The organism is Aquiflexum sp. TKW24L, from assembly GCF_023502205.1.
Taxonomy (GTDB): domain Bacteria; phylum Bacteroidota; class Bacteroidia; order Cytophagales; family Cyclobacteriaceae; genus Cognataquiflexum.
The window spans coordinates 100,638-126,723 of record NZ_JAMFLG010000014.1 but is presented as its reverse complement, the minus strand read 5'-3'; the positions used below and the strand labels follow the sequence as shown (position 1 = coordinate 126,723).

Genomic DNA, 26,086 nt, shown 5'->3' with positions numbered 1-26,086 from the left:
ATAGCCATCGGGACGAAGTCGGAAGACGGATGTATCGGACATGTCTGAATTCTAACGTGAATTGTTTTGAAATTCCAATTCACTGGTATCATTACGTATATACAAACAATATTTAATTGAAAATGAATTAGTTGCGAATTAAATAATGTTGGGGAAAATGAAAAAACTCCTCCTTCAACCATCATACTTTATCCTTTCCAAAATAATTTCCCGCCAAATTTTATTTTTCTAAAGCATTTCCCTAAATTTGCGGTCTTGAAATAGCAGGAGGAGTCGTGAAATTCTTAAAAAACTACGATATTGACATCATTAGATTAAAGGATGGAAAACATTCTTTCAGTTTTGAGGTCAACAATGAGTTTTTCAAATATTACGAAGCTGAGGATTGGGTCAACGGAGCCAATATCATTGTCACTGTCAATGTAAACAAAACCGTTTCCGTATTGGAGGTGAATTTTGACATTATAGGGACATTGGGTTTGACCTGCGACAGGAGCTTGGAAGAATTTGATCATCCATTGGAATTGACTGAGAAAGTCATATTCAAATATGGTCCTGTGGTGGAGGAAATCAGTGAAGATGTCTTTATGATTACCAAGGACACCCCGAGTATCAACGTTGCGCAGCTGATTTACGAATTCATCCTTTTGGCCATTCCAGCGAAGAAAATCCATCCGGATTTTTTGGATGAAACAGATGAAGATGATTTTGATGAGGAAGGAAGTTTGATCTACCTTTCGGAAGAAAAAGAAAATGAGGCAGATGATTCTGATGAGGAAAGTCAACAGGAAAAACCAGCCGATCCCAGATGGGAAATATTAAATAAACTAAAGAAAAAAGATTAATCTAAAATAGTATAGAGATGGCACATCCTAAACGAAAAATTTCGAAAACCAGAAGAGACAAAAGAAGAACTCACTATAAGTTGACAGCTCCAGGTCTTGCACAATGCCCCACTACAGGGGAATTTCATTTACCCCACAGAGCATTCTGGCTTGATGGCAAACTGTACTACAAAGGACAGGTTATCATGGAAAAAGAAGTTCTTGCATAATCGACATTTACAAAGTCCTTTTGATAAATCCATCCTGAAGCTATTCGGGATGGATTTTTATTTTCCATATATCCTGTGGATAAACCCCTGAAGGCTGTATTAACCTATACTACCATTCTAATACCAAAAACTTTTGGTGGAAAAGCACATTTTAGATAATTTTGTCACCTTGGTTATAATTTCATCGTAGTCTCAAGATCAAAATCCAAAACCACACAAAGCCTCATATCTTAGGATAATTCCACCTACCTTAGGGCTTCAAACATAAGTTGAATGAAAAAAACCAGAGCAGTCATCACGGGAGTACAAGGTTGGGTACCGGATTACATATTGACCAACCGTGAACTAGAAACCATGGTCGACACAAATGATGAATGGATTCTAACCCGAACAGGAATTAAGGAGCGAAGAATCCTTAAAGGTGAAGATAAAGGGACTTCTGTCATTGGGATACATGCTGTCAAAGGATTATTGGAAAAGACAAACACAAATCCTGAGGACATCGACCTGATTATCTGCGCCACTGTGACTCCCGATATGCCATTTCCAGCTACCGCCAATATCATAGCTGATGGAGTAGGAGCAGTAAATAGCTACAGTTTTGACATCTCTGCTGCTTGCTCAGGATTTTTATATGCTTTGACCATTGGAAGCCAATTTATCGAAACCGGAATGCACAAAAAAGTGATCATCATCGGTGCGGATAAAATGTCTTCTATCATTGATTACCAAGACCGTGCGACCTGCATCATTTTTGGTGATGGCGGCGGTGCAGTCTTATTGGAACCTACCTCTGAAGAAGTTGGAATCATGGATTCACTTTTGCACTCAGATGGCTCGGGAGCTCCTTACCTTCACATGAAAGCCGGAGGAAGCCGGAAGCCTGCTACAATGGAGACCCTTGCTGCCCGTGAACATTATGCATTTCAAGAAGGCGCATCTGTTTTCAAATTTGCAGTAACAAATATGGCTGAAGTCAGCGCTGAAATCATGGAGCGGAATAACCTCACAGCAGCTGATGTTTCATGGCTCGTACCGCATCAAGCCAATAAGCGGATCATTGATGCCACAGCCAATAGGATGGGAATCGGTCCCGACAAAGTCATGCTCAATATTGAAAAATACGGAAATACCACTGCAGGCACCCTCCCCTTGTGTCTGTGGGATTACGAATCTAGAATGAAAAAAGGAGACAATATTATCTTGGCTGCATTTGGAGGAGGATTCACCTGGGGATCGATTTACCTGAAATGGGGCTATGACCCAAAATAACAAATAACATAAAACCAAAATATAATAATGGCAAGTACTGCAGATTTCAAAACAGGATTATGTCTGGAAATAAATAACGACATCTTTACGATAGTGGATTTCCAACATGTCAAACCCGGAAAAGGAGGCGCTTTTGTAAGAACCAAAATGAAAAGCCTTACCTCAGGGAAAGTTTTGGACAAAACTTACACAGCAGGTGAAAAGGTAATCACTGCACGGGTTGAAAAAAGACCACACCAGTTCATTTACCAAGATGATTTGGGTTACAATTTCATGGACACAGAAAATTTCGAACAAATCTCCATCCAAGAAAAACTCATCGAAAGACCAAAACTCCTAAAGGAAGGCCAAACCGTAGATATACTGGTTCATGCCGAAACTGAAACTCCCATTTCTGTTGAACTTCCTCCTTTTGTAGAATTGATGATCACCTATACCGAACCAGGCATAAAAGGTGACACCGCAACAAATGCACAAAAACCTGCAACTTTAGAAACAGGTGCAATTGTGATGGTCCCATTATTTGTCGAGCAGGACATCATGATCAAAGTAGATACAAGAGACGGATCTTATTCCGAAAGAGTAAAATAATTTTAATAAGCTATGTGATTTACCTAAATTACATAGCTTATTTGTTTTTATACCAAACCAAACCTTAACCCAAATATTTAATAAGGGTTTTCCTAAAACAGACATATTATGAAAGCAAAAGAAATCCAGGATTTAATAGACTTCATCTCAAATTCAGGCCTGGCAGAAGTAAAAATTGAAACTGAAGAATTTAAACTTTCAATAAAAAAATATGCTGAGGCTCCTGCAGTAAAATACGAAGCAGCACCGGCAGCGCCAATAGTAAGTGCTCCTATTGCTCCTGTGGCAATTGCTGCGGCCCCAGCTCCTGCGGCTCCTGCAAAAGAAGAAACATCTAGATTGGTTGAGATTAAATCTCCTATGATCGGTACATTCTACCGTACTTCCAATCCTGATTCAGATCCTTTTGTATCTGTGGGTGATACCGTCACGGCCGGACAGACAGTTTGTATCATCGAGGCAATGAAGCTATTCAATGAAATCGAATCTGAAGTTTCAGGAAAAATTGTCAAGGTATTGGTAGACAATGCAACTCCCGTTGAATATGACCAGCCGCTTTTCCTAGTTGATCCTGCAGGATGATTTTTGTTTCACTAACCTGAACTAACTGTGTTTAAAAAAATATTAATCGCCAACAGAGGAGAAATCGCCCTTAGGGTTATCAGAACCTGCAAGGAAATGGGCATCAAAACGGTCGCTGTCTATTCTACAGCCGACAAAGACAGCCTTCATGTTCGCTTTGCTGATGAAGCGGTATGCATCGGTCCTGCTCCAAGTAGGGAATCATATCTAAACATCCCAAGGATAATCGCAGCGGCAGAAATCACCAATGCCGACGCCATCCACCCAGGGTACGGATTCTTGTCTGAAAATGCTGAATTTTCAAGAATTTGTGAAGAATACGGCATCAAATTCATAGGCGCAAGTCCTGAAATGATCAATAAAATGGGTGACAAGGCGACAGCCAAAGCAACCATGAGAATTGCAGGAGTCCCAACAATCCCTGGATCTGACGGCCTATTGGACTCCATCGAGCAAGGAATCAAAGTAGCCAAAGAAATGGGTTATCCTGTCATCCTCAAGGCAACTGCCGGGGGTGGTGGCCGTGGAATGAGGATAGTCAGAAATGAAGGTGAATTCAAAAAATCATGGGATGATGCCCGTCAGGAATCAGGTGCGGCATTTGGAAATGATGCGCTTTACTTAGAAAAATACGTAGAGGAACCTCGACATATTGAAATCCAGATCGTGGGAGACAGTAACGGAAAAGCTTGTCACTTATCTGAAAGAGACTGTTCGATCCAAAGAAGACACCAAAAATTATTGGAAGAAACCCCTTCTCCATTCATGACTGATGAGCTTAGGGAAGCCATGGGAAAAGCGGCCGTCAAAGGTGCTGAAGCCATAGCTTATGAAGGTGCAGGTACGGTGGAGTTTTTGGTGGATAAGCACCGCAACTTCTACTTTATGGAAATGAATACCCGTATCCAGGTAGAGCATCCGATTACCGAGGAAGTGACTGATTTTGATTTGATCAAAGAACAGATCAAAGTCGCTGCAGGCGAAAAAATCTCCGGAAAAAACTATTATCCTAAGCTTTTTGCCATGGAATGCAGGATTAATGCGGAAGATCCGGCCAATGGCTTCCGACCTAGCCCAGGCAAAATTTTGAACCTTCACATGCCGGGTGGCAGAGGAGTCAGGGTGGACAGTCACGTATATGCAGGGTATGTCATTCCGCCAAACTATGACTCCATGATCGCTAAGCTTATTGTCAGTGGACAATCAAGGGAGGAAGTGATTGTAAGGATGAAAAGGGCTTTGGAGGAATTTGTCATAGATGGCATCAAGACCACAATTCCATTCCATATTGCACTCTTGGACGATTTTGAATTTCGGAATGGGAACTACACGACAAAATTCTTGGAGACTTTTGACTTCTCGATAATAAAAAAATAGAATTCATAGCTTTCTAATACAAATCAAAACCAGGGATCCTTCTCTGGTTTTTTTGATTTTGGAGATTGATAAATTGGAGATCATCCTTAACCTTCATAGACTTATAACCAAATCAAGTACTGAGTAATAAATGGCGTTTCATGGAGAAGTATTGGTCAATTGTCTAGAAACCCTTAAGTAGTCCTCTACTTTGCTATAGGTAGGGAGTAGATCAGCTATAGGTTGTAATCCATTTAAGAAATAATCAGAATCAAACTTCGTTTATGTTCGACATCCCAATTCAATTTATTTTGAAAATATCAATCCGATCAGTAAGTTTATAGTTATGAAAAATTTACCCATTGTCTTTCTACTTTTGATTTTTCTTCAAGCTTGCAATTTCTCTGAAGATGCCGATTTAACTTCCCTTTCTCTTGAAAGTGAATTGAGGCAAATCATGTCCCTACAGCTTGATTATCCATCCGATAAGTTGAGCCATGTTTTGGTCTATGTAGGAGATTCGAAAACCATTTTTTCTACTAGGGAAATATACTATCCAAATCCCGGAAATATCACTTATCATGTAATCCGAAATCAAAATCAGGACACCCTTTCCATTGGCTTGAATTATTTTTCGGTTGATGAAAGAGTGAAATCTTCTTTAAATTTTACATTCATCAACCACAAGCCAATTTGGCAATCAACAAGAGAATACTCTTACAATTCACAAAATCTCGTGGAAGAAATATTTTATACGAGTTCAACAGAAATCAAAAGAGTCTTGGCCAAATACTATTATGATACCCAAAATAAGCTGACACAAATCGAGTATCCATTTGCAACAGGAAGTGAATTGGAAATATTTGAATATGATTCACAAGGAAGAATTTCCCATCATTGGAAAACTGCTAAAGGTCAGGAAGAATCAAAAATTGAAATGTTGTTTTACCGCTATAATGGAAACCTTCTTGAAGCTAAAGAAGCAGGAAACATTGGAAGTATTACCGGTGATCGTCAAGATGCTTTCCAATATTTTTATGATGACAAAGGCAAATTAAGCATGCAAAACGAATTTGATAGACATTTCGGATTTCAACAAAAAGGCAGAAGCGAATTTTTTTATCATGATTGAACTGAATCATAATCAAATATAAAGTGCTTCAAAATTATAATCGAACCGTATGGTCTATGGACTATTGACCATGGACTATATAAAACCAATTCACCCAAATTCCTCACTCAGTACCCTTAGCTAAGGATTTTCTGTTAATTTTGCGCCTTGAAGTTTTACAAAGCTTAAAACCAATTATGTCATTAGCTACCAAATACAATCCTGAAGCCACCGAATCAAAATGGTATGCCTATTGGATGGAAAACAAATTTTTCTCCTCCAAAGTCGACCATTCCAAAGAGCCCTATACCATTGTCATCCCCCCACCAAATGTCACTGGAGTGCTGCACATGGGACACATGCTCAACAATACGATTCAGGATGTATTGATTCGAAAAGCCCGCATGGAAGGCAAAAACGCCTGTTGGGTTCCGGGAACTGACCATGCTTCCATCGCCACAGAGGCGAAAGTTGTAGCCATGCTCAAGGAGAGAGGTATCGACAAAAAATCCATTTCCCGAGAGGAATTCCTCAGGTATGCGATGGAATGGAAGGAGAAATACGGAGGTATCATCCTCGAACAGTTGAAGAAATTGGGTGCGTCATGCGATTGGGACAGGACCAAATTCACCATGGATGCCGACCTGAGTGATGCGGTGATTTCTGTCTTTGTGGATCTGCATAAAAAAGGGAAAATATACCGTGGTATCCGCATGGTCAACTGGGATCCGCAGGGAAAAACGGCCCTTTCTGATGATGAGGTAATCATGAAAGAAATTGCCTCCAAACTGTATTACATCAAATATAAAATCGAAGGAACTGAGGATGAATTCCTAACCATCGCCACAACCCGACCAGAAACAATCATGGCTGATGTGGCGATCTGTATCAATCCAAATGATCTGAGATTCACTCACCTGAAAGGAAAAAAAGCCATCATTCCCTTGATCGACCGTGCCATTCCCATTATTGAGGATGATTATGTGGACATGGAATTTGGAACAGGTTGTCTGAAAGTCACCCCTGCGCATGACATCAATGACTATGAACTCGGCCTCAAGCACAAACTTCCAGTCATCGATATCCTAAATGACGATGGCACGCTAAATGAAAAAGCTCAGATTCTGATCGGAGAAGACAGGTTCATAGCTAGAAAAAGGATTGCGAAACAATTGGAAGAAGTTGGTCAATTGGAAAAAATCGAAGACTACAAATCCAATGTCGGCCATTCCGAAAGGACCAATGCAGTGGTAGAGCCTAAGCTTTCTTTGCAATGGTTTTTGAAAATGGAGGACATCACCAAACCTGCCTTGATCGCTGTTATGGATGACATCGTCCAGCTTTATCCACCAAAATTCAAAAATATGTACCGCTCTTGGATGGAAAATGTAAGAGATTGGTGCATCTCACGCCAACTTTGGTGGGGACATCAGATTCCTGCTTTTTACCTTCCTAATGGTGAATATGTTGTTGCCAAATCCAAAGCAGAAGCCTTAGTAATGGCAAATGAAAAATATGGCACCATGTTATCTCTTGAAGACCTGAAACAGGATGAGGATGTTTTGGATACTTGGTTTTCTTCATGGCTTTGGCCGATGTCAGTTTTTGACACAGATTTTTTTGCCACAGGCGAGAAAAATGAAGACCTGAAATACTACTATCCTACGAATGACTTGGTCACTGCTCCTGAAATTTTATTTTTCTGGGTGGCAAGGATGATTATAGCGGGATACGAATACACAGGAGAGAAACCCTTCAGCAATGTTTACCTGACAGGAATTGTTAGGGACAAACTTGGAAGAAAGATGTCCAAATCTCTGGGAAATTCTCCCGATCCTCTTGACTTGATCAAAAATTTTGGTGCAGATGGAGTCCGTACAGGCATGCTTTTTAGCTCGCCTGCCGGAAATGATTTGCCTTATGATGAGAAACTGGTAGAACAGGGAAGGAATTTTGCCAACAAAATCTGGAATGCTTACCGCCTCGTACAGGGATGGGAAATTGACCCAAAACTGGATGGCGCTGAAAATCTCGCCTCCATCAATTGGTTTGAAAACCGCTTCAATCAAGCATTGACCGAAATCGAGGACCACTTTCAGAAGTTCAGGATCTCAGACGCCCTGATGGCAACCTACAAGTTGGTGTGGGATGATTTCTGCTCCTGGTATCTGGAGATGATCAAACCTTCTTACCAACAACCGATTGATCAAAAAACTTTTGACAGGACGATTGTTTTCTTTGAAGATATACTCAAAATCTTGCATCCATTTATGCCATTTCTCAGCGAAGAACTTTGGCATCAGATCAAAGAAAGAAAAACAGAAGAGGCACTTATCATCACAGCTTGGCCAAAAGCAAAAAGCTTTGACTCTAAACTGATCTCCGAGGCAACCCAGATTTTTGAAGTAGTCTCCCAAATCAGAAATACCAGAGCTTCTAAAGGAATTTCTCCAAAGGAATCATTTTCCCTAACTGTTAATACCAAGCAGGAAAACCTTTACAGGAATTTCGAAGCAGTTTTGAAAAAACTCGCAAACTTATCTGAAGTCACCTTTGGTCAAAAAGTGGAGAATGCCATAAGTTTTGTGGTGAAATCTGATGAGTGTTTTATCCCAATGGATGATAAATTAGATTTGGAGAAGGAAAAAGAGAACCTTATTAAAGAGCTGGCATATGCACAAGGCTTTTTGGATTCAGTTGCAAAAAAGCTAAATAACGAAAGATTTGTATCAGGTGCTCCTGCTGCAGTTCTGGAAAATGAAAGGAAAAAGCAGGCAGATGCTGAAGCAAAAATTAAGGCATTGAATGAGGCGCTGGGGAAGTTGTAGGGGGTAAAAAATTTAAAGGTTGGGAAGGTGGTGGAGATTGGAAAATTGAAAGATTGGAAGATTGGGAAGGTTGGGTTGATCCTGCGTCATCTTGAGCGAGGTAAGAGGCGAAAGATCTTCATTGGAATATTGAAAATAAAAAGATTATGATTCACCGAATCCTGCCCATTTTTAATAAACACTGAAATTTTGCCTACCTCCTACCTGCCATTGAGACAACCTTCTGACAACTGGGACTGACGACTGGCTGTTTCCCTGAACACTGCGACTGCAAACTGCCTACTGTGACTGCCTACGGATCACTGAGACTGACAACAGCCTACTGATTCCTGCGACTATCCACTGAGACTGCAAACAGAACCTTACCCGCTCCTAGCTCCTTTAAAAACAATATTTTTCATGATTTTGAAAAAGTAATTAATGTCAGTTTTAATCGGCGATAAAGAATAAGCCTCCAAATAGCGCATTTCCGAGGCCATGATTTCTTCCAACGTATGAGGCATATCTGCATAATAGGGAGGAATCAGGCCCGGTTTAAACTGGACTCTTCTCTCTTTTAATTCGGTACTGTAAAGGTTGAAATATTGTCTGCTTAATGGCCTAACGCCAACGATTTTAATCTCTCCCTTGATCAGGTTCCAAAGCATTGGGATTTCATCTAGCCAGAATTTCCGTAGAAATTTTCCTAAGGTCGAAACCCTAAAATCATCCTTGAACTTCCCTCCATCAGAAAGGTTGTTTTTTTGATAGACCAGGTCCTGCAGGTATTCTGAATAGGGATACATGGTCCGCAATTTATAGACAGTAAATTCAATTCCGCCTTTGCCTACTCTTCTGAGCTTCACTATTGGCCAATAAGTGGGGTTGATTTCTTTATAAGGGTTTCCCACTTTCTTTGCGACAAAAAACATCCGCTCTCCTATCTCCTGTTGCTCGATCAATTCAAAACCTGTAGCACATAACCGACCCAAGGCTTCTACATCTGACATCAATTTTCCTTTGTCTTTGCTTACAAATTCATACAATTTGCCTGCAATGGGCGTTTTGGGAATGAAGCGATGGAGAAATGCATCCCAACTATATACAATATTTCCTAGCGTAGCAGGACGATTTTCTTTAATCTTCTTTTTTCGGTTGGTGTAGGTTTCTACCGACCCTATCAACAATCCTCCATAAGAAAGTGATCGGTTAGCTAGGGAAAGAAACTGATTAGAGTCTTGATAATCATTCAATCTACGCTCACTCACCAAACAAGAATGGGAAGAAGGTATTGATGATTTAATTTCGTTTTGGTTTCTGAGAAAAAGAATTTTCTTATCGGGACTCCTGACGTACTTTTGGATAAAAAAATAGGCATTCTGAGGAATTCCAACGTGCTGATTCCATTCTGAAGGGAATTCCTTCTGTTGTAAAATTTCTGACTCCAAAAAAGCGTTGAGACCCATTTGACTTAAAATACACTGTTTGATGCGGAAGCTTATGGGTTAAATAAAAACCCAACTAAATCGCAATTTATTGATAATTTATTCAATATAGCTTTGGTATGCCATTGATTTTGAGGATAACTTGCTCAAAATTCATACCTAAGATTTCTAGATACCAGCGGATTGTTTCGTATCGTGGATTGTTTTCAATTTCTGTCATTTTCAAAGCATTCTTTCTCGTAATCATTCCTTCTCGAATCTGGTTGCTACGGAAAGTGTCCACCTCCGAAAAACCCGCCACAGTATGGTAGATATAATTATAAAATCCTGCTGTCCCATCTCCTATCCTCCAAGTGGAAGATGTGTCGGGTGATTTTTCCCAATTATATTCTGTCAGAATAAGGTCATTAACCTCATCTTCATCCCATGGATAATAATCAAATAATTGAAAATAATCTCTTTTGGGAGCTATGTACCTGACTGCAAATGAGCCCAAACTATCAATCACTGATTGGTTTAGATAGGAAGTATTTGAAATCACTTCTTTCCCTATAAACCCAAAAAGCTTCAATTGGTTGAGGAGCGAAAGGGAAAAAATCCTCTCTTTATCAAATTCAGGTTTTAATCCGGCAAAACCCACTTTGAAGTCGGTATTTTCCAAATGGTTGACTCCCCAGATATTCAGGTCAATTCCCGTCTGCTTTTTGAGCCTGTCTGTATAATAGAAGAAGTATTTGTCCCCTGCCATAAAAAGTGGGATCATGCCTAAAACAGGATTTCGTAGCCAAGCCTCCACATTCTTCCTTATATTTTGTCGTTTCCAATGGATATCGGCAGCGACTACGACATTCTCCACACCGAATTTACCACAAACACGGGAAATATTCCTTCTCGCCAAGTCTGTGACCATCCCCCAATCATACGTGAACGCAATTGGATTGAGACCTAATTCTTGCTTAACCACATGTAGGGCAAAAGTACTGTCTCTTCCCCCACTGAAGGGCACAATGCAATCGGCTCGAGATAGATTTTTCCTATAAGGTTCGACAAGTTGTCGTAGGTCGTCAAGGTTCTTCGGTTTAGATTTGGGTTTATAATTCCTGCAATAATTACAGACTCCTTCTTGGTCAAAGGAGATAAATGGAAAAGTTTCAGGCAGGATACATCTTGTGCATCTTTTCAGTTTTTGTATCCTTTCGGTCTGATTTTCTAAAAGATCATATAGATGCTTTTCTCTATTTCTGTTAAAATTTATCTCCGGCTCAATGATAATTTCATTGCCAAATTTGGGGTTTTTGACAGAAAAAATATCGACTGAAAAGGAAAGGATTTTATCAGATTTTGAATTTTCAATTTCACTTATCCTAATCCCAATTTCCTCCAATTTCATTTTGGAAGGATCAAACCAAAATGCTTGATTTGGTTTCACTTTTGAAATCAAAGCACCATCAGGCAGTTTTCCTCGTAACACAGTTGATGTCAATTCTTGTAGATAATATGCCTCTGAACCAAAAATCAGGTAGTTTTTATTGTCGCTGAGGTAATACAATGAACCGTTATTGGTAGCTAAAAGGTATTTGTCAATTCTAGGAAAAAACGCCAAGATAGAATAAGTTCCTTCCAATTGTGACAAGGCCTCTTTTATTGCCCTACCCAAATCAACAGGATTTTGGGAAATGGCTTTGTCCAAAAGACTGAGAATGATTTCAGAATCAATCTTGAACTTTCTGTCCAATTCCGGATGCCGTTGCCAAAGGGAATCTGTATTAACGATGATCCCATTGTGAATCAAAAAATTGCCGTCTTTGATCACAGGTTGGTTGTTTTCTATCTGCAACTGCGAGCCATTGGTCACGAGTCTCGCATGCCCAAAAACCGAAAAAGAGCATTTATTGCTCTTATACTGCTCCAAAGAATCTGAGAGTGAGGATTTGACTTGGGAAGTGGCGAGCAGTTTTCTAATTCTTATGTCTCCTTTTGTCACCTCCACCCTCTTGGCCAAATGGTCCACGAAAGCCAACCCTGAGGAATCCTTGCCCCGAGACTCACTCATGAAGGCAAGTTTGGTGGTAAGTTTCCTGATGTCAATTTCAGAAAATTCCGATTCTGGATTAATAAAAACTCCAAAGATGCCGCACATAAGGTCTAAAAATTATCTTTCGGATTGAGCTGCCCTGAAAGTAACTTTTGCTTTGATGCAGGGTATTCAGCAACTAACCAGGTTAAAAAATCAGTGAGATTGTACCTTTCTTGGTTTAAGGATTTGATCTTTTCCCTCAATCGGATTTTATAACCTAGATCTTTCAAAATTTTGTAGGCTTCTTCCAAAATGCCCTCCTGATAACGTTTATTGATTATGAGTCCATCTTCAGCCTGCCTTTGCAAAGTGCCAGCATCAAGAGAATTGACATAAATCGCAGGAGTCCCTAATGCTGCACATTCGGATGCCATGGTCGCACCTTCTCCGATAAAAAGATCAGCAAAATACAAAACATGATGCACCCTATTTGGCTTGACTTTAATTTGAAAAGGTTGAAGTTGATGAGGTAAATCACCTTCTGAGGAGATAAATACCTCGTATTTCTCACTGAGCTTTTGAACCAAGGTAATTTTATATTCATCCGAAAAACCCATTTGTCCCTGATCATGAAAGGCTCCCCATGAGACGAATCTTAAAAAAATAAATGGGGTATTTTCTAAGATTCCAAGTTCAAAGAAAATTTGTTTATCAGGTTGGAAATACTTCTCATTGAGGTAAAAAAGCTCCATATGGCCTTTGAATTTATACTGCTTTTTTCCCAAATCAAGCAGGTAACTTTCAGGATTGAGCACAAGGTCGGTAAAAGGTAGATACAATTTTCTATTGAGCTTGGCATGCTCTGTATCATCGAATGAAACATGCGGCAATCCAAAAATCGAAGTCATATGGGCAACATAAGAAGCCGCAAAACTCAAGGCTATATCAGGCTTTTTTTTAAAGTAAATCTTGAAAATTTTCCACTCACAAAGGAATAGGAAAAGTATTTTTCCCAAAACAGACTTCGGATTTTTGCCCATCGGGATATAGTCCAAACCTTCCAATGCCAACAATTCGTATGTAATCTCTTTGTTTCGGCAGGTAATGATTATCTCAAACCCCTGAGTCTTCCAATTAGTAATAGCATGCTTGAAATAATGCACATTGGCAGGATGAATGATGTCGATGTGGATGGATTTCATTAAATGAAATTAGCTTTTTGGAATGCCTAGAACTTGATTGTAAACATCTAAAATCTTTTGAATGACTAATTGATCACTAAACTCTCCCATAAACTCCCTTCCATTTGAACGCTCTCCTCTTTCCAAAATAATTCTCATTTTCTCTGCTATTTCATATTTGTCGAACTTTGTAACAAAGCAGCCTTCTGCATGACCAATGATTTTTTTCACATCACCGACATCCGTAGAAACAATTGGACAATTACAGGCCATTGCTTCTTTTACAATTTGGGGGGAGCCTTCCGAGAATGAGGTTAGCAGTAGGATATCGCATCTATTCAATATTTCCGCAACTTCCAACCGTGTTTTATTGGACAATTCAATTAGTGTCGCGTCAAAATCCTTCAACAATAAAAACGATTCATTTGCCAACGGGAAATTTTTAACTTTATTCGAAAACGAGGAAGAAAATAATATTTCTTTATTTCCGCTACCAAATTCTTTCTTCAGTTTCTTCCTTTCTATAGGAATCGGTTTGAAAATATCTAAATCAACTCCGCAGGGAATAATTGAGAAATTTTTTTTTGGCCTCAGAATCGATTTTTGATATAGTTTTTCAGAAACAAAAATGTTCCAGCTTGCAAAATACATTGAAACGGAGGAAATCAAATTTGAAACTTTTTCATTAATGTCTGTCCCATGATAGGTTACAACAACCGGAAATCTTGAGACTAATCCTGCAATAAACCCACAGTATCCATAATGGGCATGTACAATATCATAATCTTTATTTTTTAAAAATTTCCTGAGCTCAAATGCCCCTTTGACATAGCTTAGAGTTCCTGTACCCCTCAAAAAAAACACATCAACTGTGTGGATGTGTTTTTTTATGCCAACAAATTGATCATATATATAAGCCCTATTTTTCTGAAAGTTCAATTCAGAAGGCTCAAAATTTGCTTTGCAGACTATTAAAATACGCATGCTTTTTCAAATGATGACTTTTTAACTCTATCAATAAAAATTTTATAATACCCCCCAATGTCATAAAAATCAACACTCTGAACGAAACATGGTACATTTGACCTCCAATTGAAGTTAACATAGAACTGAATAATAAAACAAAGCCTGAAATAATATGGGTCTTGTATTTCAAAAAGAGGTAGTGATTCCTAACCAGGTTTTTGAAAATATCCCTCAGTTGAATTAAAATTTTTATATGTATTAACAAATATAAGATTAGGCCAAAAAAACCTAAAGTAAATGCTACCAATGTGTAATCTACATGAAATTGACGCAAATCATCACCAACTACTCCTCTAGAATCAAATGCTCTTAAACCAAAAAAAACTTCTAGGGGATTTTCAAAACCCTTAAATTTATCTAGCAAATAAGTAACTTCTAAATATCTTCCTTCATCTTGGTAAAAATCCTTTTGAAATCTTCCTTGTTCTGCCCTAATCTCAATCCTGTTTATTAAAAGTTTGGAATACAATGGAGATGTTAACAATAGAATTAACATTAGGTAAAATAATTTCTTTATCATCCGAGCTCGAATTCCCAAAAAATAAACAAATATAACTGACGAAAAAATAACACCTAAAATCGCAATTCTTTTTAATGAAACCATCAGGAATATCAAAACTAAGAATCCACAGATATATAACAACCATTTTTTTTGAATTTTATATAAAATCAACAATGGCAAAATAATTAAACTATAGGTATATATATTCCAAAGATCATTTAATCCCCCTACTACATAATCAGTGGATTGGGTATAATCATCTAGGCCAATTTTGAAAATATTTGAACCAATAGTGTTGACAATGATGACCACGTAAATCCAGAAAAACTGTTTGAGGTAATAATAGAAATCAAATTCATTTTTTATCAAGGCATAGCCCACAAAAAACATCAACAAACAGGTGATTATTTGAATAGATATTTTTAAAGAATAATCTAAATCAACAGCAATAAAAAGCTGCAGTAGCACATAAAAGGAAAAGATGACAACGTAAATGTTTTTTTCAAACTTCAATTTTTTAATCAACAGAAAATAGAAGAAAGCAGCATACAATATTATAACTCTTAATATAGCTGTTAAGCCACCCGGTTCGGACCAAAAAGCAAAAATATCGATAACCACATTTATCAGTATCAGCCAATAAAAAGCCCTTGGGTAACTTGGCTTTAAATTATTAGTCCTAACGGCTTTTGGAATATGTGTTAAAACAACTTCTTCCATCCTCTAATTAATTCGGTTTTTTTTGCAATGAATTTTGTCAAACTAGCCTGATCCCTGTTTCTCTTTTTACAAAACCGAATAACAGCAAAAAGGCAAAAATCCCATTAACCACTACTGCCCAAATGGAGCCTTGGAAACCTAATAAAGACGTAAATATAAAGGTAGTCAATATGGTGAATACGAGGAGTATAAGTGTCCTAAGGATGTTTTCTTTCAGCTTTGCTGTCATAACCAAAATAGATCCACCCCATGATATCAGTGCAAAGGGTATAATGCCTACCATTGACAAAGCTAAATAACTCCAAGAGCCGGCAAATTCAGGTTTATAAAATGATATCAATAATTTATAAAAAATCAAAATAGAAGTAGCCTGTACCAAAACAACCACAAAGTTAACATTCCTAATGTCCTTCAAGGTTTTACTCAATTCATCCATTGTATTGGAGACCCAATGCTTGCCTATTAGTGGGTTTATATTTTGTTGTAGAGTGCCCGGAAAAATATATAATGATTTGGCAAAGAATATCAGGAAGCTATAAACCCCTACATCTGTACTGCTAATCAGGTAGCCGATTATGATTAGGTCAAGCTTGTCATTCAATATTGAAAAGGCCTCGGCAAAAAAACTTTTCAATCCGAAGGAAAGGTTGCTTTTTACCTCGTTAAATGAAAAATTGAATGTCAGCAAGTTTGAAAATTTTGCAAAACAAAATACAAATAAAGTTACTTCTGCAATCAGAAAAGAATAATAAAGCCAAATAGGATCATCTGAAACCAAAGTGACCATTCCAACAAAACCAATAATTATCAACCACCTGAAAGACCGTATATTGGAAAAGAGTTTTTGGTTTCTGATGCCTGTAGCAAGGGCCATGAAGTTTTTATTCCAATTGAAAAATGGCAGGGATAAAGTTCCGATGAACAATCCTTTGGCCAAGTCAGGTGAACTAAAAACACCTGGTAAATAATTAGAAACCATCAGTACAACCCCTGAAAAAAACAGACTGCTTACTGTTGTAATTGCAAAATTTGAGGAAAAAATCAGGGGAAAATCCTGTTCAACTCCGGTAGATATTTTCTGTACGAGGCAATTATTTATACCTAAAGAGAAGAAAGTAGATAGTATAAGGTAAAAGCCCAAAACCTGGTTGAACACACCCAATGTGGAGGCACCAAATTGGTAACCGATAATCAGATTGACCAAAAACCCTGATATAATCAGAATCCCTTGTGAGGAAACCAACCACAATGTATCGACTGTGAACTTTCTGTCCTTGAAAATTGCTAAAATCTTATAAACCAACTTCAAAGTTTATTTTTACCGAATCCTTTTGGCCGGATTGCCTGCCCACACTTCATTTGCTGGAATGTCTGAAATGACGACCGAACCGGCACCGATGATGCTGTTCTCACCGATGGTAATTCCTTGTTTGGCTACTGCTCCTACTCCAAAAAACACTTTACTTCCAAGGGTGACATTTCCCGCCAAGGTAGCATTTGGCGCGACATGGGAAAAATCTCCGATGATGCACTCGTGCTCAATTATCGCTCCTGTGTTGATGATGACACCTTCTCCGATTTTCGCTAAGGAATTGATGACTGTGTTTTTTCCCACAAAAGTAGACACGCCGATGGTGGCTTTTGGGGAAACCAAGGCCATCTTGTCCACCACCGCCAATTGATTAAAACCTTTGGTATTGAGAAAATTGACTACTTTTTCTCTGATGTTGTTGTCCCCGATACAGGGAAAAACAAAGTGATCCGCCAAAATGAGACCGACATCATCTGCCCTTTCGCTGCCAAAAAACTCCAGGTTGTAAGGATCCTCCACATTGTAATCTTTGGCAAAATATCCCCCGACAGTCAATCCCAAATCAAGGATACTGTCCAATACCACATAGGCATGGCCGGAGTAGCCGATGATAAAGAGTTTTTTTTGTTGTATCATTTTAATTAAGAGGTTAATTTCTTATCTAAATTGAAGAATTGAATTTCATTGTTTTTAGCGCAAGGCTAATTTTTGACTTGGGATTATTTCGGCCAAAAACCGGATTGCTTTTCCTTTCCTTTTCTACCAAGATTTGACCCTGTCCGAATGGCTTCAGCCGGGCAGGCACTACGCGGCCAGTCGTCGCTATCGGCTTTATCCTCAATTTATAAATCCAGCTTCTGGAGAAGCAGGATAGCGACGCCTCCTCTTACCTCTCACCTTTTACAATCCTTCATTCCTCTACCCTCCTCCTTCATTCTTTCTCTGCGTCCTCTGAGCCCTCTGTGGTTAAAAATTTTATTGATCTTTCAATGAAAAGGATGGTCGGCCAATGGCTTTTTTGCAAAGGGATGGTAATCACCTACTAGACCAATTCCTTTTTGTAGCCTGATGTCATGGACTAGAGCTACGGAATTTATTGCTTCCTGCAATCCAAACCCATTTCCCCTCAAAATCCCGGCATAACTCTCCGAATGCAAATCCACAAACCCTTCACTGAATTCTATTTCCTTTCCCTCAATGCTCAGTGAACGGTAGATGTTTTTTCCTTTTGCCGAAATGGATTCCGGTAAAGTGCCTTGGTTGATACTCAAAAACCACCTGACTCTTGCCCTTTCCAATTCCAAAAATCCTGCAGCCCTGTCATGGGTCTGAAGGTGGACGATATTGGTTTTGACTTTTCCAAAAATCCAGGTCAACATGTCAAAAAAATGGATCCCAATATTGGTGGCAATCCCACCGGATTTGGTTTCATCCCCTTTCCATGAGGTGTAATACCAATTGCCTCTTGAAGAAATATAAGTGAGGTCAATGTCATAGATTTTGTCGGTAGGTTCAGAAAGTACTTTTTCTCTCAAAGCCACGATCGCAGGATGAAGCCGGAGTTGAAGGATGTTATACACCTTGGAACCAGTTTCTTTTTCTACAGATTCCAGACCAGCTATATTCCATGGATTTAGTACCAAAGGCTTCTCGCAGATCACATCTGCCCCTAGCCGCAAACCAAATCTGATATGAGAATCATGAAGGTAATTTGGGGAACATACGCTGACGTAATCTATAGGTTTAGCCTCTCTTTTAAGTTTTTCGACATGTCTGTCAAACCGCTCGAATTCGGTAAAAAAATCTACTTTAGGGAAATAACTGTCCATCACCCCGACCGAATCAAACTTATCATAAGCAGCGACTAGCTGATTGCCTGTTTCCTTGATTGCTTTCATATGTTTGGGAGCGATATATCCTGCTGCTCCGATCAAGGCAAAATTTTTCATGGCTGACTGATGGATTTACGGACTTTGCCATTTTCCAATAAATAAACACTCCCGCTATCGGGACATTTGGCTTTTCCTTCAGCATCAAAAGATAACTTGACTCCCTGTTCACTCATCCATCCTTTTTGCCGGGCTGGGTTCCCCATCACCAAGGCATAATCAGGGACATCTTTAGTCACAACCGAACCCGCTCCAATAAAAGCATAAGAACCTATGGTATTCCCACACACTATTGTCGCATTAGCTCCAATACTTGCGCCTTTTCCAACCTTTGTAGCCAAGTACTCCGTTTTTCTACTGATGGCTGATCGGGGATTGATGACGTTGGTAAAAACCACAGATGGCCCTATAAAAACATCATCTTCGCAGGTGACACCTGTATATACGGAAACATTATTTTGAACCTTGACATTGTCACCAAGTACAACCTGTGGAGATACTACCACATTTTGGCCGATGTTACAATTCATGCCAATTTTGCAATGAATCATAATATGGGAAAAGTGCCAGATTTTTGTCCCTTCCCCAATCTCACATCCCTGATCAATGTAGGCGGATTCATGGGCGAAATAATTTTTCATTCAAAAAAAGTATTTATGGTTTTTATAATATGGTTGAGATCCTCAGGTTCCATTTCGCTATGTATCGGAAGGGAAATCACTTCTTGACAGAGTTTTTCAGATACAGGAAAATCACCTACCTGATGACCGTAGCTTTGATACCCCACCTGAAGATGCACGGGAACAGGATAATATACCATAGTGGGGATTCCGTAAGAAGCTAAATATTTTGAAAACTCTTCCCGATCTGTTCCTTTCAATTTGATGGTGTATTGATGAAAGACATGGGTGGATTCTGCAATTCTTTTGGGAATGGAAATGTGTGGATTATCGTCAAAAGCTTTGTCATAAGCTTCAGCAACAAAGTTTCGGGCTTGAAGATATTGGTCCAGATACTTCAGCTTAACCCGTAGCAATGCCGCTTGAATGGTATCCAAACGTGAATTGATTCCGACAGAATGGTGATGGTATTTTTTCTTTTGTCCATGAGAGGAAATCATCCTCATTTTTTCTGCAAGGTCATGGTCATTGGTAAATAATGCACCTCCATCCCCAAAACACCCAAGGGTTTTTGTAGGAAAAAATGAAGTGATTCCAATATCACCTATTGTTCCTGATTGGCATTTTTCCTTATCAGGAAAAGTATATATTGAGCCAAGGGATTGGGCGGCATCTTCAATTACTTTTAGGCTGTGTTTTTTTGCAATCTTCGTGATAGCGTCCATGTCCGCACATTGTCCAAAAAGATGAACAGGGACAATTGCAACGGTTTTGGCAGTAATGACGGTTTCAATTTTTGAGATATCAATCTGAAAAGTATCAGCATCCACATCTACAAAAACTGGTTTTAATCCTAACAATGCAATCACCTCCACGGCAGCGATATAAGTAAATGCCGGAACGATAACCTCATCTCCCCGCTTAAAATTCAAAGCCATCATCGCAATCTGCAAGGCGTCTGTGCCATTGCCGCAGGGAATGACATACCGACAATTCAGATATCCTTCCAATTCATCCGCAAAAAGCCTTACCTGGGGTCCATTGATAAAAGCAGATTGGCTGATCACTTCTTGCATAGCAGCGTCAGCTTCTACCTTTATTTTATCATACTGGGACCTGAGGTCCACCATCTGGATTTTTTTCATTATAATATTAGAGGTTTCAAAATAATGTGGTCACAGCTTCGCCACCTGGGTCACAGTGAAGTGTCTCACCTAAAGTAAAGGGACCCTTAAGTTCCCGAAGAAATCGGGACAGGCTGTACCTCTTTACCTATGACGTGAATATCTTGGTCGTCACACTGCGGTTACCAATGACGTCATCGGAGCTGCGGGCATTTTAATTCTGTCTCAATGTTTTGGCTAAAGCCGATTTTTACTCGGCATTTATTTGTGAATGGGCTTATTCCTATTCAACCTCAATATTCCAACTTGTCATTCCCCATTTTGAACATTCTTAAAATTGTTAAAAACTCAGAATGACGGAGGAGTAACCGTCATTTTCATTTAAGGTTAGTTGGGCCTCATTCTTAATTCTTAATTCATCATTCAATGTCCACTTCCTTACCTCCCCCTTCCTGACTTCCCACTCCCTAACCTCTCCTCATCGCCCTCTTCCACCACGGCAACTGCTCTTCATCATGGTACCCGTAATGGCTAGAATACCCATAACCGTACCCGTACCCATAGCCAAAACCATATCCTTTGTCGATATGGACATCGTTGAGAATGGCATATATCTTAGAAACCCCACCTTTTTCGATGAGGTTATTCAAAATCTGAATATTGTTTTTGTTGGAGAATCCCTGTCTGAAAATGAAAAAATTAACATCAGCATGTTTGAAGAGTTCTTTTGTTTCCGATACCAATCCTGCCGGAGGACAATCCATGATGATCACATCATATTCCTCCTTGATTTCGGTCATAATAATGGAGAATTTCTTCTGCAATAGCAATTCGGCAGGGTTTGGGGGAATAGGGCCTGAAAGTATGATATCCAAGTTATCATATTTGGTTTTTTTGATTACCTCCCGCCAAGGCTTGTTTTTGCTCAGACAAGTGCTCATGCCTTCGTCATTGACCAATCCAAACTCCTCAGCGATTTTTGGTTTTCTTAGATCCAATCCAATCAAAAGCGTTTTTTTACCCAAAAGGGAGTAAACCGATGCCATGTTGATAGAGGCAAATGTCTTACCTTCCCCTGATATGCTGGAAGTGAACAATATCGTCAGGTGTTCCTTATTTGGGCTGAGGTAGGACATGTCTGCCCTGATGTTTCTGAATGATTCAGTTACCGAAGATCTTGGATTATGCAACACTGGCTTGGGGTCATTTCCTTGGTTCCTACCGATCATTCCGATGAGCGGGGTTTTAATCTGTTTTTCGAGTTCCTTGGGATCTTCAATTTTGGTATTCAAGAAATCCCTGACGGAAATATATCCAATTGAAAAAATCAGACCGATAGCCAATCCAATGATGAGATTTATGATTTTTTTGGGAAATACAGGTTCCTGCCCCGCCCTTGCAAGATCTAATATTGCATTTTTTGGCATGTTGGATGCCCTGGTAATTTCGGATTCAGCCCTTTTTTGAAGTAGGTAAACGTAAATGTTTTCGTTGACGGTAAATTTTCTCTGGATTCCCAATAGCCGTCTTTCTGTTTCGGGGAGTGAATTGATTTCTCTTTCAATTTTTTTAATCTGGATATTGACTTCCTGCAAATACGTATTGTTGTTGCGGATAGAAGAAAGGATATTTTCCTGAAGGGCATTTTTTGTATTTCTAATCTGACTGTTGATCTCCCTAACAGGCGGCGCTTCATCAGAGAAATTATTGGAAAGTCTCAATTTTTCAGCTTGAAGTTCACTGATTTTGACTACCAATGACTGCAAAAGTGGATCTGTATTACCGATGATCGAAGGAGCCACAATTTCCTCAAGATTGTCCTCGCTGATGTAATTTTGAAGCGTCTGAAAATACCTGAGGTTAATTTCTGCTTGGGATTTGTCCTTCTCAAGTTCCTGCAATCTCAAAAATATCTGTGACCCTTCTTCACTTAAGTTGAAAATCTTATTTTCAGACCTGTACTTTTCCAGGTTTCCCTCAAAAAAAGTCAATGAATCGGTTATTCCACTTAGTTGGTCCTCAATGAACCTGATGGTATTCTCAGCGGCTTTGTTTTTTTCTTCCAATTCCCTCTGAAGGTAAACTTCCATCAATTTGTTAAGGTATTCCTCTCCCATTCTTCTCACGGGAGTCTCAAAAGAAATATTAAGAATAGAAGCCTGCTTATTGATCGGAGTGACATTTATTTTGTCTTTTAAAAAAAGTGCTAATGAAGGCGTATCTACCAACTGGAAAAGGATCTTATCACCAACTTTGGCACCATTGCTTTCAATTTTGATTTTTAAAAATCCCGATTCTATGGACTCACCAAAAGCATAAGTTGGGTTGAGTTGGGGAATTGAATTGATTTCAGTTTTATAAAACGGATCATTGGGATTGAAAATTTCAAATTCATCTCCATCGGGATCAATGCTGAAAGTTTCATTACCCAGTATTTCAACGACAAATTTACCTTTAACCAATTGGGAATGAGTCCATTCCACGTTGACTTCTATAGGAACTCCAGCATGAATCTGCGAACTCACCAACAATTCATCTGTAAAATAGAAAACATCCAAACCGAGTTCAAGGATGGCTTCTTCTGCAAGTGTATAGGATTTAAGGATTCCGATTTCATTTTCAACATTGTTTTTGATGGGCATCATTCCGACTGCATCAAAAATCTCAGATCCTAGGGATTGTGGCTCTTCGGTGATAATCACAGAGGACTGAACCATGTAGACCGGGGTCGCATATTTATTGAAAAGCACTGCACCGAGCAAACAAACCAAGGTACAGATGGCTATAAAAGGCCAATATTTGAGGTAATTAAATAGAATTACCTTCAACTCAATATCATCCTCATGCGGCGGCATAAAAGGATCAGGTAAAAATGGATAGGAGTTGTTTGTACTCATCAGTTTTGGAGAATAATATTCAGAACCAAAGCCACAGCGGTGATGGAAGACAAAATCAAAGCAACAGTCTGAGCGGTATTTTCACCCGTACCGATTTCTCTGGTTTTGAGAGGTTCGGCATAAATCTGATCGTTTGGTTGGATAAAGTAATAGGGCGTTTGGATTATTTGCCTGTCATTCAGATTTATCCTGTGAAGTTTGGTTCCATCGGGATATTGTCTGACAAGAATGACTTGGTCTCTTTTGGCTACTGTCGTCATGTCCCCGGCCTGTGCAATGGCTTCAAAAATAGTCAGCCTATCTTGCAGGACAACATATTTTCCCGGTCTCCGGAATTCTCCAAGCGTTGAAAACCGTATTCCACCCAATTTGACCCTAACAAAAATCTCTGAAGTCACATATTTTTTGAGGCTACTTTCTACCAATATTCTAACTTCATCCAAGGTCATATCATTGACCTGGATTTCACCCAAGAGAGGCATTCTTATAAACCCGTTTTTGTCAATCGTATATCCTGTCATATAATAGATATCTCCCCCGGATTGGGCAATCTGTCCAAAAACGGCATTGTTTGCTTCATTTTGAATTTTCGAGGTTAATCCGTCTTTAAGTATTTGCTCTACTGTCTGAATCTGAATGTCAATTATATCATTGAATTGAAGCCTATACTCCGGCAATTCATAGCTGATCAATTCTCCATCTTGAATGACCGAATTTCCTTCAAGGTTTTGATAATACATGATCTTCTCATTAGATACACAGGAAAAATAAACAGAAAAAATAAACGGGATGGAAAGCCCCTGTCCCAATCTTTTTATCGCTGAAAATAATGTCATATCCATATCAAACATTAGCTGTAAACTTAATCAAATAATTTAATTTTAAACAGATTGGGGCATTTTGGCTATTGGACTCATTATAAAAACACTTACAGAAAACTCGAAATATTCAGACTGTTTCTAAAAGGGTTTTCCTGTAGCAACCAATCTGAAAAAAGAAAAACCCGATTGATTAGGATCGGGTTTCAATATTTATTTTGAAAGATAATTTTTACTCTTTTGGAGTATTGATATTTCCATCCACCGGTCTGTTTTCCATCCAACCCGGCACAGTTTCTCTTTCTTCCAACTTCACCAGATATCCATCTTCAAATGTCGCAAGCACATAAAATTTAACATCCCTATTTACCCGGTATGTGATTTTGTTACCATCCAGGGTACTCAAGACAGCATCTCTATTTTGTCTCAAGAATTTATTTTCCTTCATTCCCTGATAAAATTCCGGTCTTGGTCCAAAAACACTACATGAGGATAACAACATCACTGATAACAATATCACAAATACTCGTTTCATAATTTTATTCTTTAATTTGATGTAAAACATGCAAAAACTTTGCCACTGTATTTCTCTTTGACATTGAGGGACTTGAAAAATTATATACTCGAATCTAGGCGATGGGTTTGCAATCGGAGAATTTTGATTTACATTTGCTTCCTAGCGGCACGACCAGCTCCTGCTGAATCCCCCAGGTCCGGAAGGGAGCAAGGGTAAGCAGTCGTAGCGGTGCGATGCCGCTTCTTTTTTACTTTTTTGAGTGATTACTCTGACTAAATATATTCCCAATACACAAATTCGTTTTTGAAAGATGTAGCCAGTCAATCTTGGTGAAAAAGACCAATTTATTTTAATTTGATTTGTAACCGAAATTACAAGGCAAAGTCTTTTGCTCTCTCTATTTGCCTTTTGATTCCTGTATTAAGCCAAAGCTCGCATATTGTCTCTTCCATCTTTTCCCATTCTTCATTATTAATTCAGCATTCATAATTTCCCCCCTTCCATTTCCTGATTTATCAATTAACTTTACGGCCTTCAACCAAAAAATAATACTTATGAAATTCTTTATTGATACCGCCAACCTGAATGACATCAAAGAAGCATACGACCTTGGCGTATTAGACGGGGTGACCACCAACCCATCATTGATGGCCAAAGAAGGCATCAGCGGGGAGGAAAGGGTTCGGGCACATTATAAAGCTATCTGCGATATCGTGGATGACAATGTAAGCGCCGAAGTTATTGCCACGGATTTTGAAGGAATGATTAAAGAGGGAAAAGAACTTGCAAAAATCGATAGCAAGATCGTTGTTAAAATCCCAATGATCAAAGACGGTATCAAAGCCATCAAGTATTTTTCAAATGAAGGTATCAGGACAAATTGCACCTTGATTTTTTCGGCAGGACAAGCGCTTTTGGCTGCGAAAGCAGGTGCGACTTATGTCTCTCCATTTATCGGAAGATTGGATGATATTTCCTTTGATGGACTCGAACTGATCGACCAGATTGTCAACATTTATGAAAATTATGGCTATGCTACTCAGGTATTGGCAGCATCTGTTCGTCATTCTATGCACCTGATCAAATGTGCTGAACTCGGTGCCGATGTGGTCACTTGCCCACTGAAGGTCATCCTTGGATTGTTAAACCACCCTTTGACAGATTCTGGATTGGCTACTTTCCTAGCAGACCATGCCAAAGCAGCAGGAAAATAAAGAATTGTAAACTTGGATCGGAGAATTGGTA

Annotated in this window: 22 protein-coding genes and 1 other RNA gene; 10 read left to right on the top strand and 13 right to left on the bottom strand. The window is 39.1% G+C overall.

Going from position 1 to position 26,086, the window contains the following annotated elements; genetic code table 11:
* Nucleotides 1-275: 275 nt before the first annotated feature.
* From M3O96_RS11390 to M3O96_RS11355, 8 genes are all read left to right on the top strand, one after another.
* Entirely contained in the window at nt 276-845 is a 570-nt protein-coding gene (locus M3O96_RS11390; RefSeq protein ID WP_249720716.1) for a YceD family protein, read from the top strand.
* Nucleotides 846-862: 17 nt separating this feature from the next.
* The gene (gene rpmF / locus M3O96_RS11385) at nt 863-1,054 is read left to right on the top strand and encodes a 50S ribosomal protein L32 (protein ID WP_113922858.1); all 192 of its coding nucleotides are present in this window, start codon (nt 863-865) and stop codon (nt 1,052-1,054) included.
* 273 nt (nt 1,055-1,327) lie between these two features.
* Nucleotides 1,328-2,326: a beta-ketoacyl-ACP synthase III gene (locus tag M3O96_RS11380; RefSeq protein ID WP_249720715.1), complete on the top strand. Its 999-nt coding sequence runs from the start codon at nt 1,328-1,330 to the stop codon at nt 2,324-2,326.
* Between the two features lie 27 nt (nt 2,327-2,353).
* Nucleotides 2,354-2,917 carry an elongation factor P gene (efp, locus tag M3O96_RS11375; RefSeq protein ID WP_249720714.1) on the top strand — a complete coding sequence of 188 codons (564 nt, stop codon included), beginning with the start codon at nt 2,354-2,356 and terminating at the stop codon, nt 2,915-2,917.
* Nucleotides 2,918-3,025: 108 nt separating this feature from the next.
* Nucleotides 3,026-3,499: an acetyl-CoA carboxylase biotin carboxyl carrier protein gene (accB, locus tag M3O96_RS11370; RefSeq protein WP_249720713.1), complete on the top strand. Its 474-nt coding sequence runs from the start codon at nt 3,026-3,028 to the stop codon at nt 3,497-3,499.
* 27 nt (nt 3,500-3,526) lie between these two features.
* Nucleotides 3,527-4,876, top strand: coding sequence for an acetyl-CoA carboxylase biotin carboxylase subunit (gene accC / locus M3O96_RS11365; protein ID WP_249720712.1), 1,350 nt, complete (start codon nt 3,527-3,529; stop codon nt 4,874-4,876).
* 325 nt (nt 4,877-5,201) lie between these two features.
* On the top strand, nt 5,202-5,987 hold the full coding sequence (locus tag M3O96_RS11360; protein ID WP_249720711.1) for a hypothetical protein: 786 nt from the start codon (nt 5,202-5,204) through the stop codon (nt 5,985-5,987).
* Between the two features lie 176 nt (nt 5,988-6,163).
* A complete protein-coding gene (locus M3O96_RS11355; protein WP_249720710.1) occupies nt 6,164-8,794 on the top strand; it encodes a valine--tRNA ligase in 2,631 nt (876 codons plus the stop codon).
* Nucleotides 8,795-9,156: 362 nt separating this feature from the next.
* Here the strand turns inward: M3O96_RS11355 and M3O96_RS11350 are convergent, their stop codons facing one another.
* The 13 genes from M3O96_RS11350 to M3O96_RS11290 all read right to left on the bottom strand — a co-directional run bounded on the left by M3O96_RS11350 (nt 9,157) and on the right by M3O96_RS11290 (nt 24,859).
* Nucleotides 9,157-10,239 carry a sugar transferase gene (locus M3O96_RS11350; RefSeq protein ID WP_249720709.1) on the bottom strand — a complete coding sequence of 361 codons (1,083 nt, stop codon included), beginning with the start codon at nt 10,237-10,239 and terminating at the stop codon, nt 9,157-9,159.
* A gap of 82 nt (nt 10,240-10,321) precedes the next feature.
* A complete protein-coding gene (locus tag M3O96_RS11345) occupies nt 10,322-12,271 on the bottom strand; it encodes a hypothetical protein (protein ID WP_249720708.1) in 1,950 nt (649 codons plus the stop codon).
* A gap of 92 nt (nt 12,272-12,363) precedes the next feature.
* Complete coding sequence (locus M3O96_RS11340) at nt 12,364-13,437, bottom strand: DUF354 domain-containing protein (protein WP_249720707.1); 1,074 nt, start codon at nt 13,435-13,437, stop codon at nt 12,364-12,366.
* Between the two features lie 9 nt (nt 13,438-13,446).
* Nucleotides 13,447-14,400: a glycosyltransferase gene (locus tag M3O96_RS11335; RefSeq protein ID WP_249720706.1), complete on the bottom strand. Its 954-nt coding sequence runs from the start codon at nt 14,398-14,400 to the stop codon at nt 13,447-13,449.
* Nucleotides 14,366-15,664: a hypothetical protein gene (locus tag M3O96_RS11330; RefSeq protein WP_249720705.1), complete on the bottom strand. Its 1,299-nt coding sequence runs from the start codon at nt 15,662-15,664 to the stop codon at nt 14,366-14,368. The genes M3O96_RS11335 and M3O96_RS11330 overlap by 35 nt, the downstream gene beginning before the upstream one ends.
* A 37-nt stretch (nt 15,665-15,701) precedes the next feature.
* A complete protein-coding gene (locus tag M3O96_RS11325) occupies nt 15,702-16,973 on the bottom strand; it encodes an oligosaccharide flippase family protein (RefSeq protein WP_249720704.1) in 1,272 nt (423 codons plus the stop codon).
* A gap of 9 nt (nt 16,974-16,982) precedes the next feature.
* Nucleotides 16,983-17,612, bottom strand: a complete 630-nt coding sequence (locus M3O96_RS11320; protein WP_249720703.1) for an acetyltransferase — start codon at nt 17,610-17,612, stop codon at nt 16,983-16,985.
* A 350-nt stretch (nt 17,613-17,962) separates the two neighbouring features.
* A complete protein-coding gene (locus M3O96_RS11315) occupies nt 17,963-18,925 on the bottom strand; it encodes a Gfo/Idh/MocA family protein (protein WP_249720702.1) in 963 nt (320 codons plus the stop codon).
* A complete protein-coding gene (locus M3O96_RS11310) occupies nt 18,922-19,506 on the bottom strand; it encodes an acyltransferase (RefSeq protein ID WP_249720701.1) in 585 nt (194 codons plus the stop codon). The genes M3O96_RS11315 and M3O96_RS11310 overlap by 4 nt, the downstream gene beginning before the upstream one ends.
* Nucleotides 19,503-20,630 (bottom strand): DegT/DnrJ/EryC1/StrS family aminotransferase, encoded by a 1,128-nt coding sequence (locus M3O96_RS11305; RefSeq protein ID WP_249720700.1) that lies wholly within the window; start codon nt 20,628-20,630, stop codon nt 19,503-19,505. The genes M3O96_RS11310 and M3O96_RS11305 overlap by 4 nt, the downstream gene beginning before the upstream one ends.
* Before the next feature lie 446 nt (nt 20,631-21,076).
* Nucleotides 21,077-23,506 carry a GumC family protein gene (locus M3O96_RS11300; RefSeq protein ID WP_249720699.1) on the bottom strand — a complete coding sequence of 810 codons (2,430 nt, stop codon included), beginning with the start codon at nt 23,504-23,506 and terminating at the stop codon, nt 21,077-21,079.
* Complete coding sequence (locus tag M3O96_RS11295; protein WP_502798910.1) at nt 23,506-24,348, bottom strand: polysaccharide biosynthesis/export family protein; 843 nt, start codon at nt 24,346-24,348, stop codon at nt 23,506-23,508. The genes M3O96_RS11300 and M3O96_RS11295 overlap by 1 nt, the downstream gene beginning before the upstream one ends.
* Nucleotides 24,349-24,556: 208 nt before the next feature.
* Nucleotides 24,557-24,859: a hypothetical protein gene (locus tag M3O96_RS11290; RefSeq protein ID WP_249720698.1), complete on the bottom strand. Its 303-nt coding sequence runs from the start codon at nt 24,857-24,859 to the stop codon at nt 24,557-24,559.
* A 141-nt stretch (nt 24,860-25,000) separates the two neighbouring features.
* Here M3O96_RS11290 and ffs point away from each other — a divergent pair.
* Nucleotides 25,001-25,087, top strand: an RNA gene (gene ffs / locus M3O96_RS11285) — signal recognition particle sRNA small type.
* A 308-nt stretch (nt 25,088-25,395) separates the two neighbouring features.
* On the top strand, nt 25,396-26,055 hold the full coding sequence (gene fsa, locus M3O96_RS11280) for a fructose-6-phosphate aldolase (RefSeq protein WP_249720697.1): 660 nt from the start codon (nt 25,396-25,398) through the stop codon (nt 26,053-26,055).
* The last annotated feature ends 31 nt before the right edge of the window (nt 26,056-26,086 follow it).

What these genes read in the sequence shown, in the direction of transcription:
- M3O96_RS11305 (WP_249720700.1), bottom strand. Translation starts at nt 20,630, where the DNA reads ATGAAAAAAATCCAGATGGTGGACCTCAGGTCCCAGTATGATAAAATA.
- fsa (WP_249720697.1), top strand. Translation starts at nt 25,396, where the DNA reads ATGAAATTCTTTATTGATACCGCCAACCTGAATGACATCAAAGAAGCA.
- M3O96_RS11360 (WP_249720711.1), top strand. Translation starts at nt 5,202, where the DNA reads ATGAAAAATTTACCCATTGTCTTTCTACTTTTGATTTTTCTTCAAGCT.
- rpmF (WP_113922858.1), top strand. Translation starts at nt 863, where the DNA reads ATGGCACATCCTAAACGAAAAATTTCGAAAACCAGAAGAGACAAAAGA.
- M3O96_RS11290 (WP_249720698.1), bottom strand. Translation starts at nt 24,859, where the DNA reads ATGAAACGAGTATTTGTGATATTGTTATCAGTGATGTTGTTATCCTCA.
- M3O96_RS11345 (WP_249720708.1), bottom strand. Translation starts at nt 12,271, where the DNA reads ATGAGTGAGTCTCGGGGCAAGGATTCCTCAGGGTTGGCTTTCGTGGAC.
- M3O96_RS11340 (WP_249720707.1), bottom strand. Translation starts at nt 13,437, where the DNA reads ATGAAATCCATCCACATCGACATCATTCATCCTGCCAATGTGCATTAT.
- M3O96_RS11355 (WP_249720710.1), top strand. Translation starts at nt 6,164, where the DNA reads ATGTCATTAGCTACCAAATACAATCCTGAAGCCACCGAATCAAAATGG.
- M3O96_RS11320 (WP_249720703.1), bottom strand. Translation starts at nt 17,612, where the DNA reads ATGATACAACAAAAAAAACTCTTTATCATCGGCTACTCCGGCCATGCC.
- M3O96_RS11295 (WP_502798910.1), bottom strand. Translation starts at nt 24,348, where the DNA reads ATGGATATGACATTATTTTCAGCGATAAAAAGATTGGGACAGGGGCTT.
- M3O96_RS11350 (WP_249720709.1), bottom strand. Translation starts at nt 10,239, where the DNA reads ATGGGTCTCAACGCTTTTTTGGAGTCAGAAATTTTACAACAGAAGGAA.
- M3O96_RS11335 (WP_249720706.1), bottom strand. Translation starts at nt 14,400, where the DNA reads ATGCGTATTTTAATAGTCTGCAAAGCAAATTTTGAGCCTTCTGAATTG.
- efp (WP_249720714.1), top strand. Translation starts at nt 2,354, where the DNA reads ATGGCAAGTACTGCAGATTTCAAAACAGGATTATGTCTGGAAATAAAT.
- M3O96_RS11380 (WP_249720715.1), top strand. Translation starts at nt 1,328, where the DNA reads ATGAAAAAAACCAGAGCAGTCATCACGGGAGTACAAGGTTGGGTACCG.
- M3O96_RS11310 (WP_249720701.1), bottom strand. Translation starts at nt 19,506, where the DNA reads ATGAAAAATTATTTCGCCCATGAATCCGCCTACATTGATCAGGGATGT.
- M3O96_RS11315 (WP_249720702.1), bottom strand. Translation starts at nt 18,925, where the DNA reads ATGAAAAATTTTGCCTTGATCGGAGCAGCAGGATATATCGCTCCCAAA.
- M3O96_RS11330 (WP_249720705.1), bottom strand. Translation starts at nt 15,664, where the DNA reads ATGGAAGAAGTTGTTTTAACACATATTCCAAAAGCCGTTAGGACTAAT.
- M3O96_RS11300 (WP_249720699.1), bottom strand. Translation starts at nt 23,506, where the DNA reads ATGAGTACAAACAACTCCTATCCATTTTTACCTGATCCTTTTATGCCG.
- accB (WP_249720713.1), top strand. Translation starts at nt 3,026, where the DNA reads ATGAAAGCAAAAGAAATCCAGGATTTAATAGACTTCATCTCAAATTCA.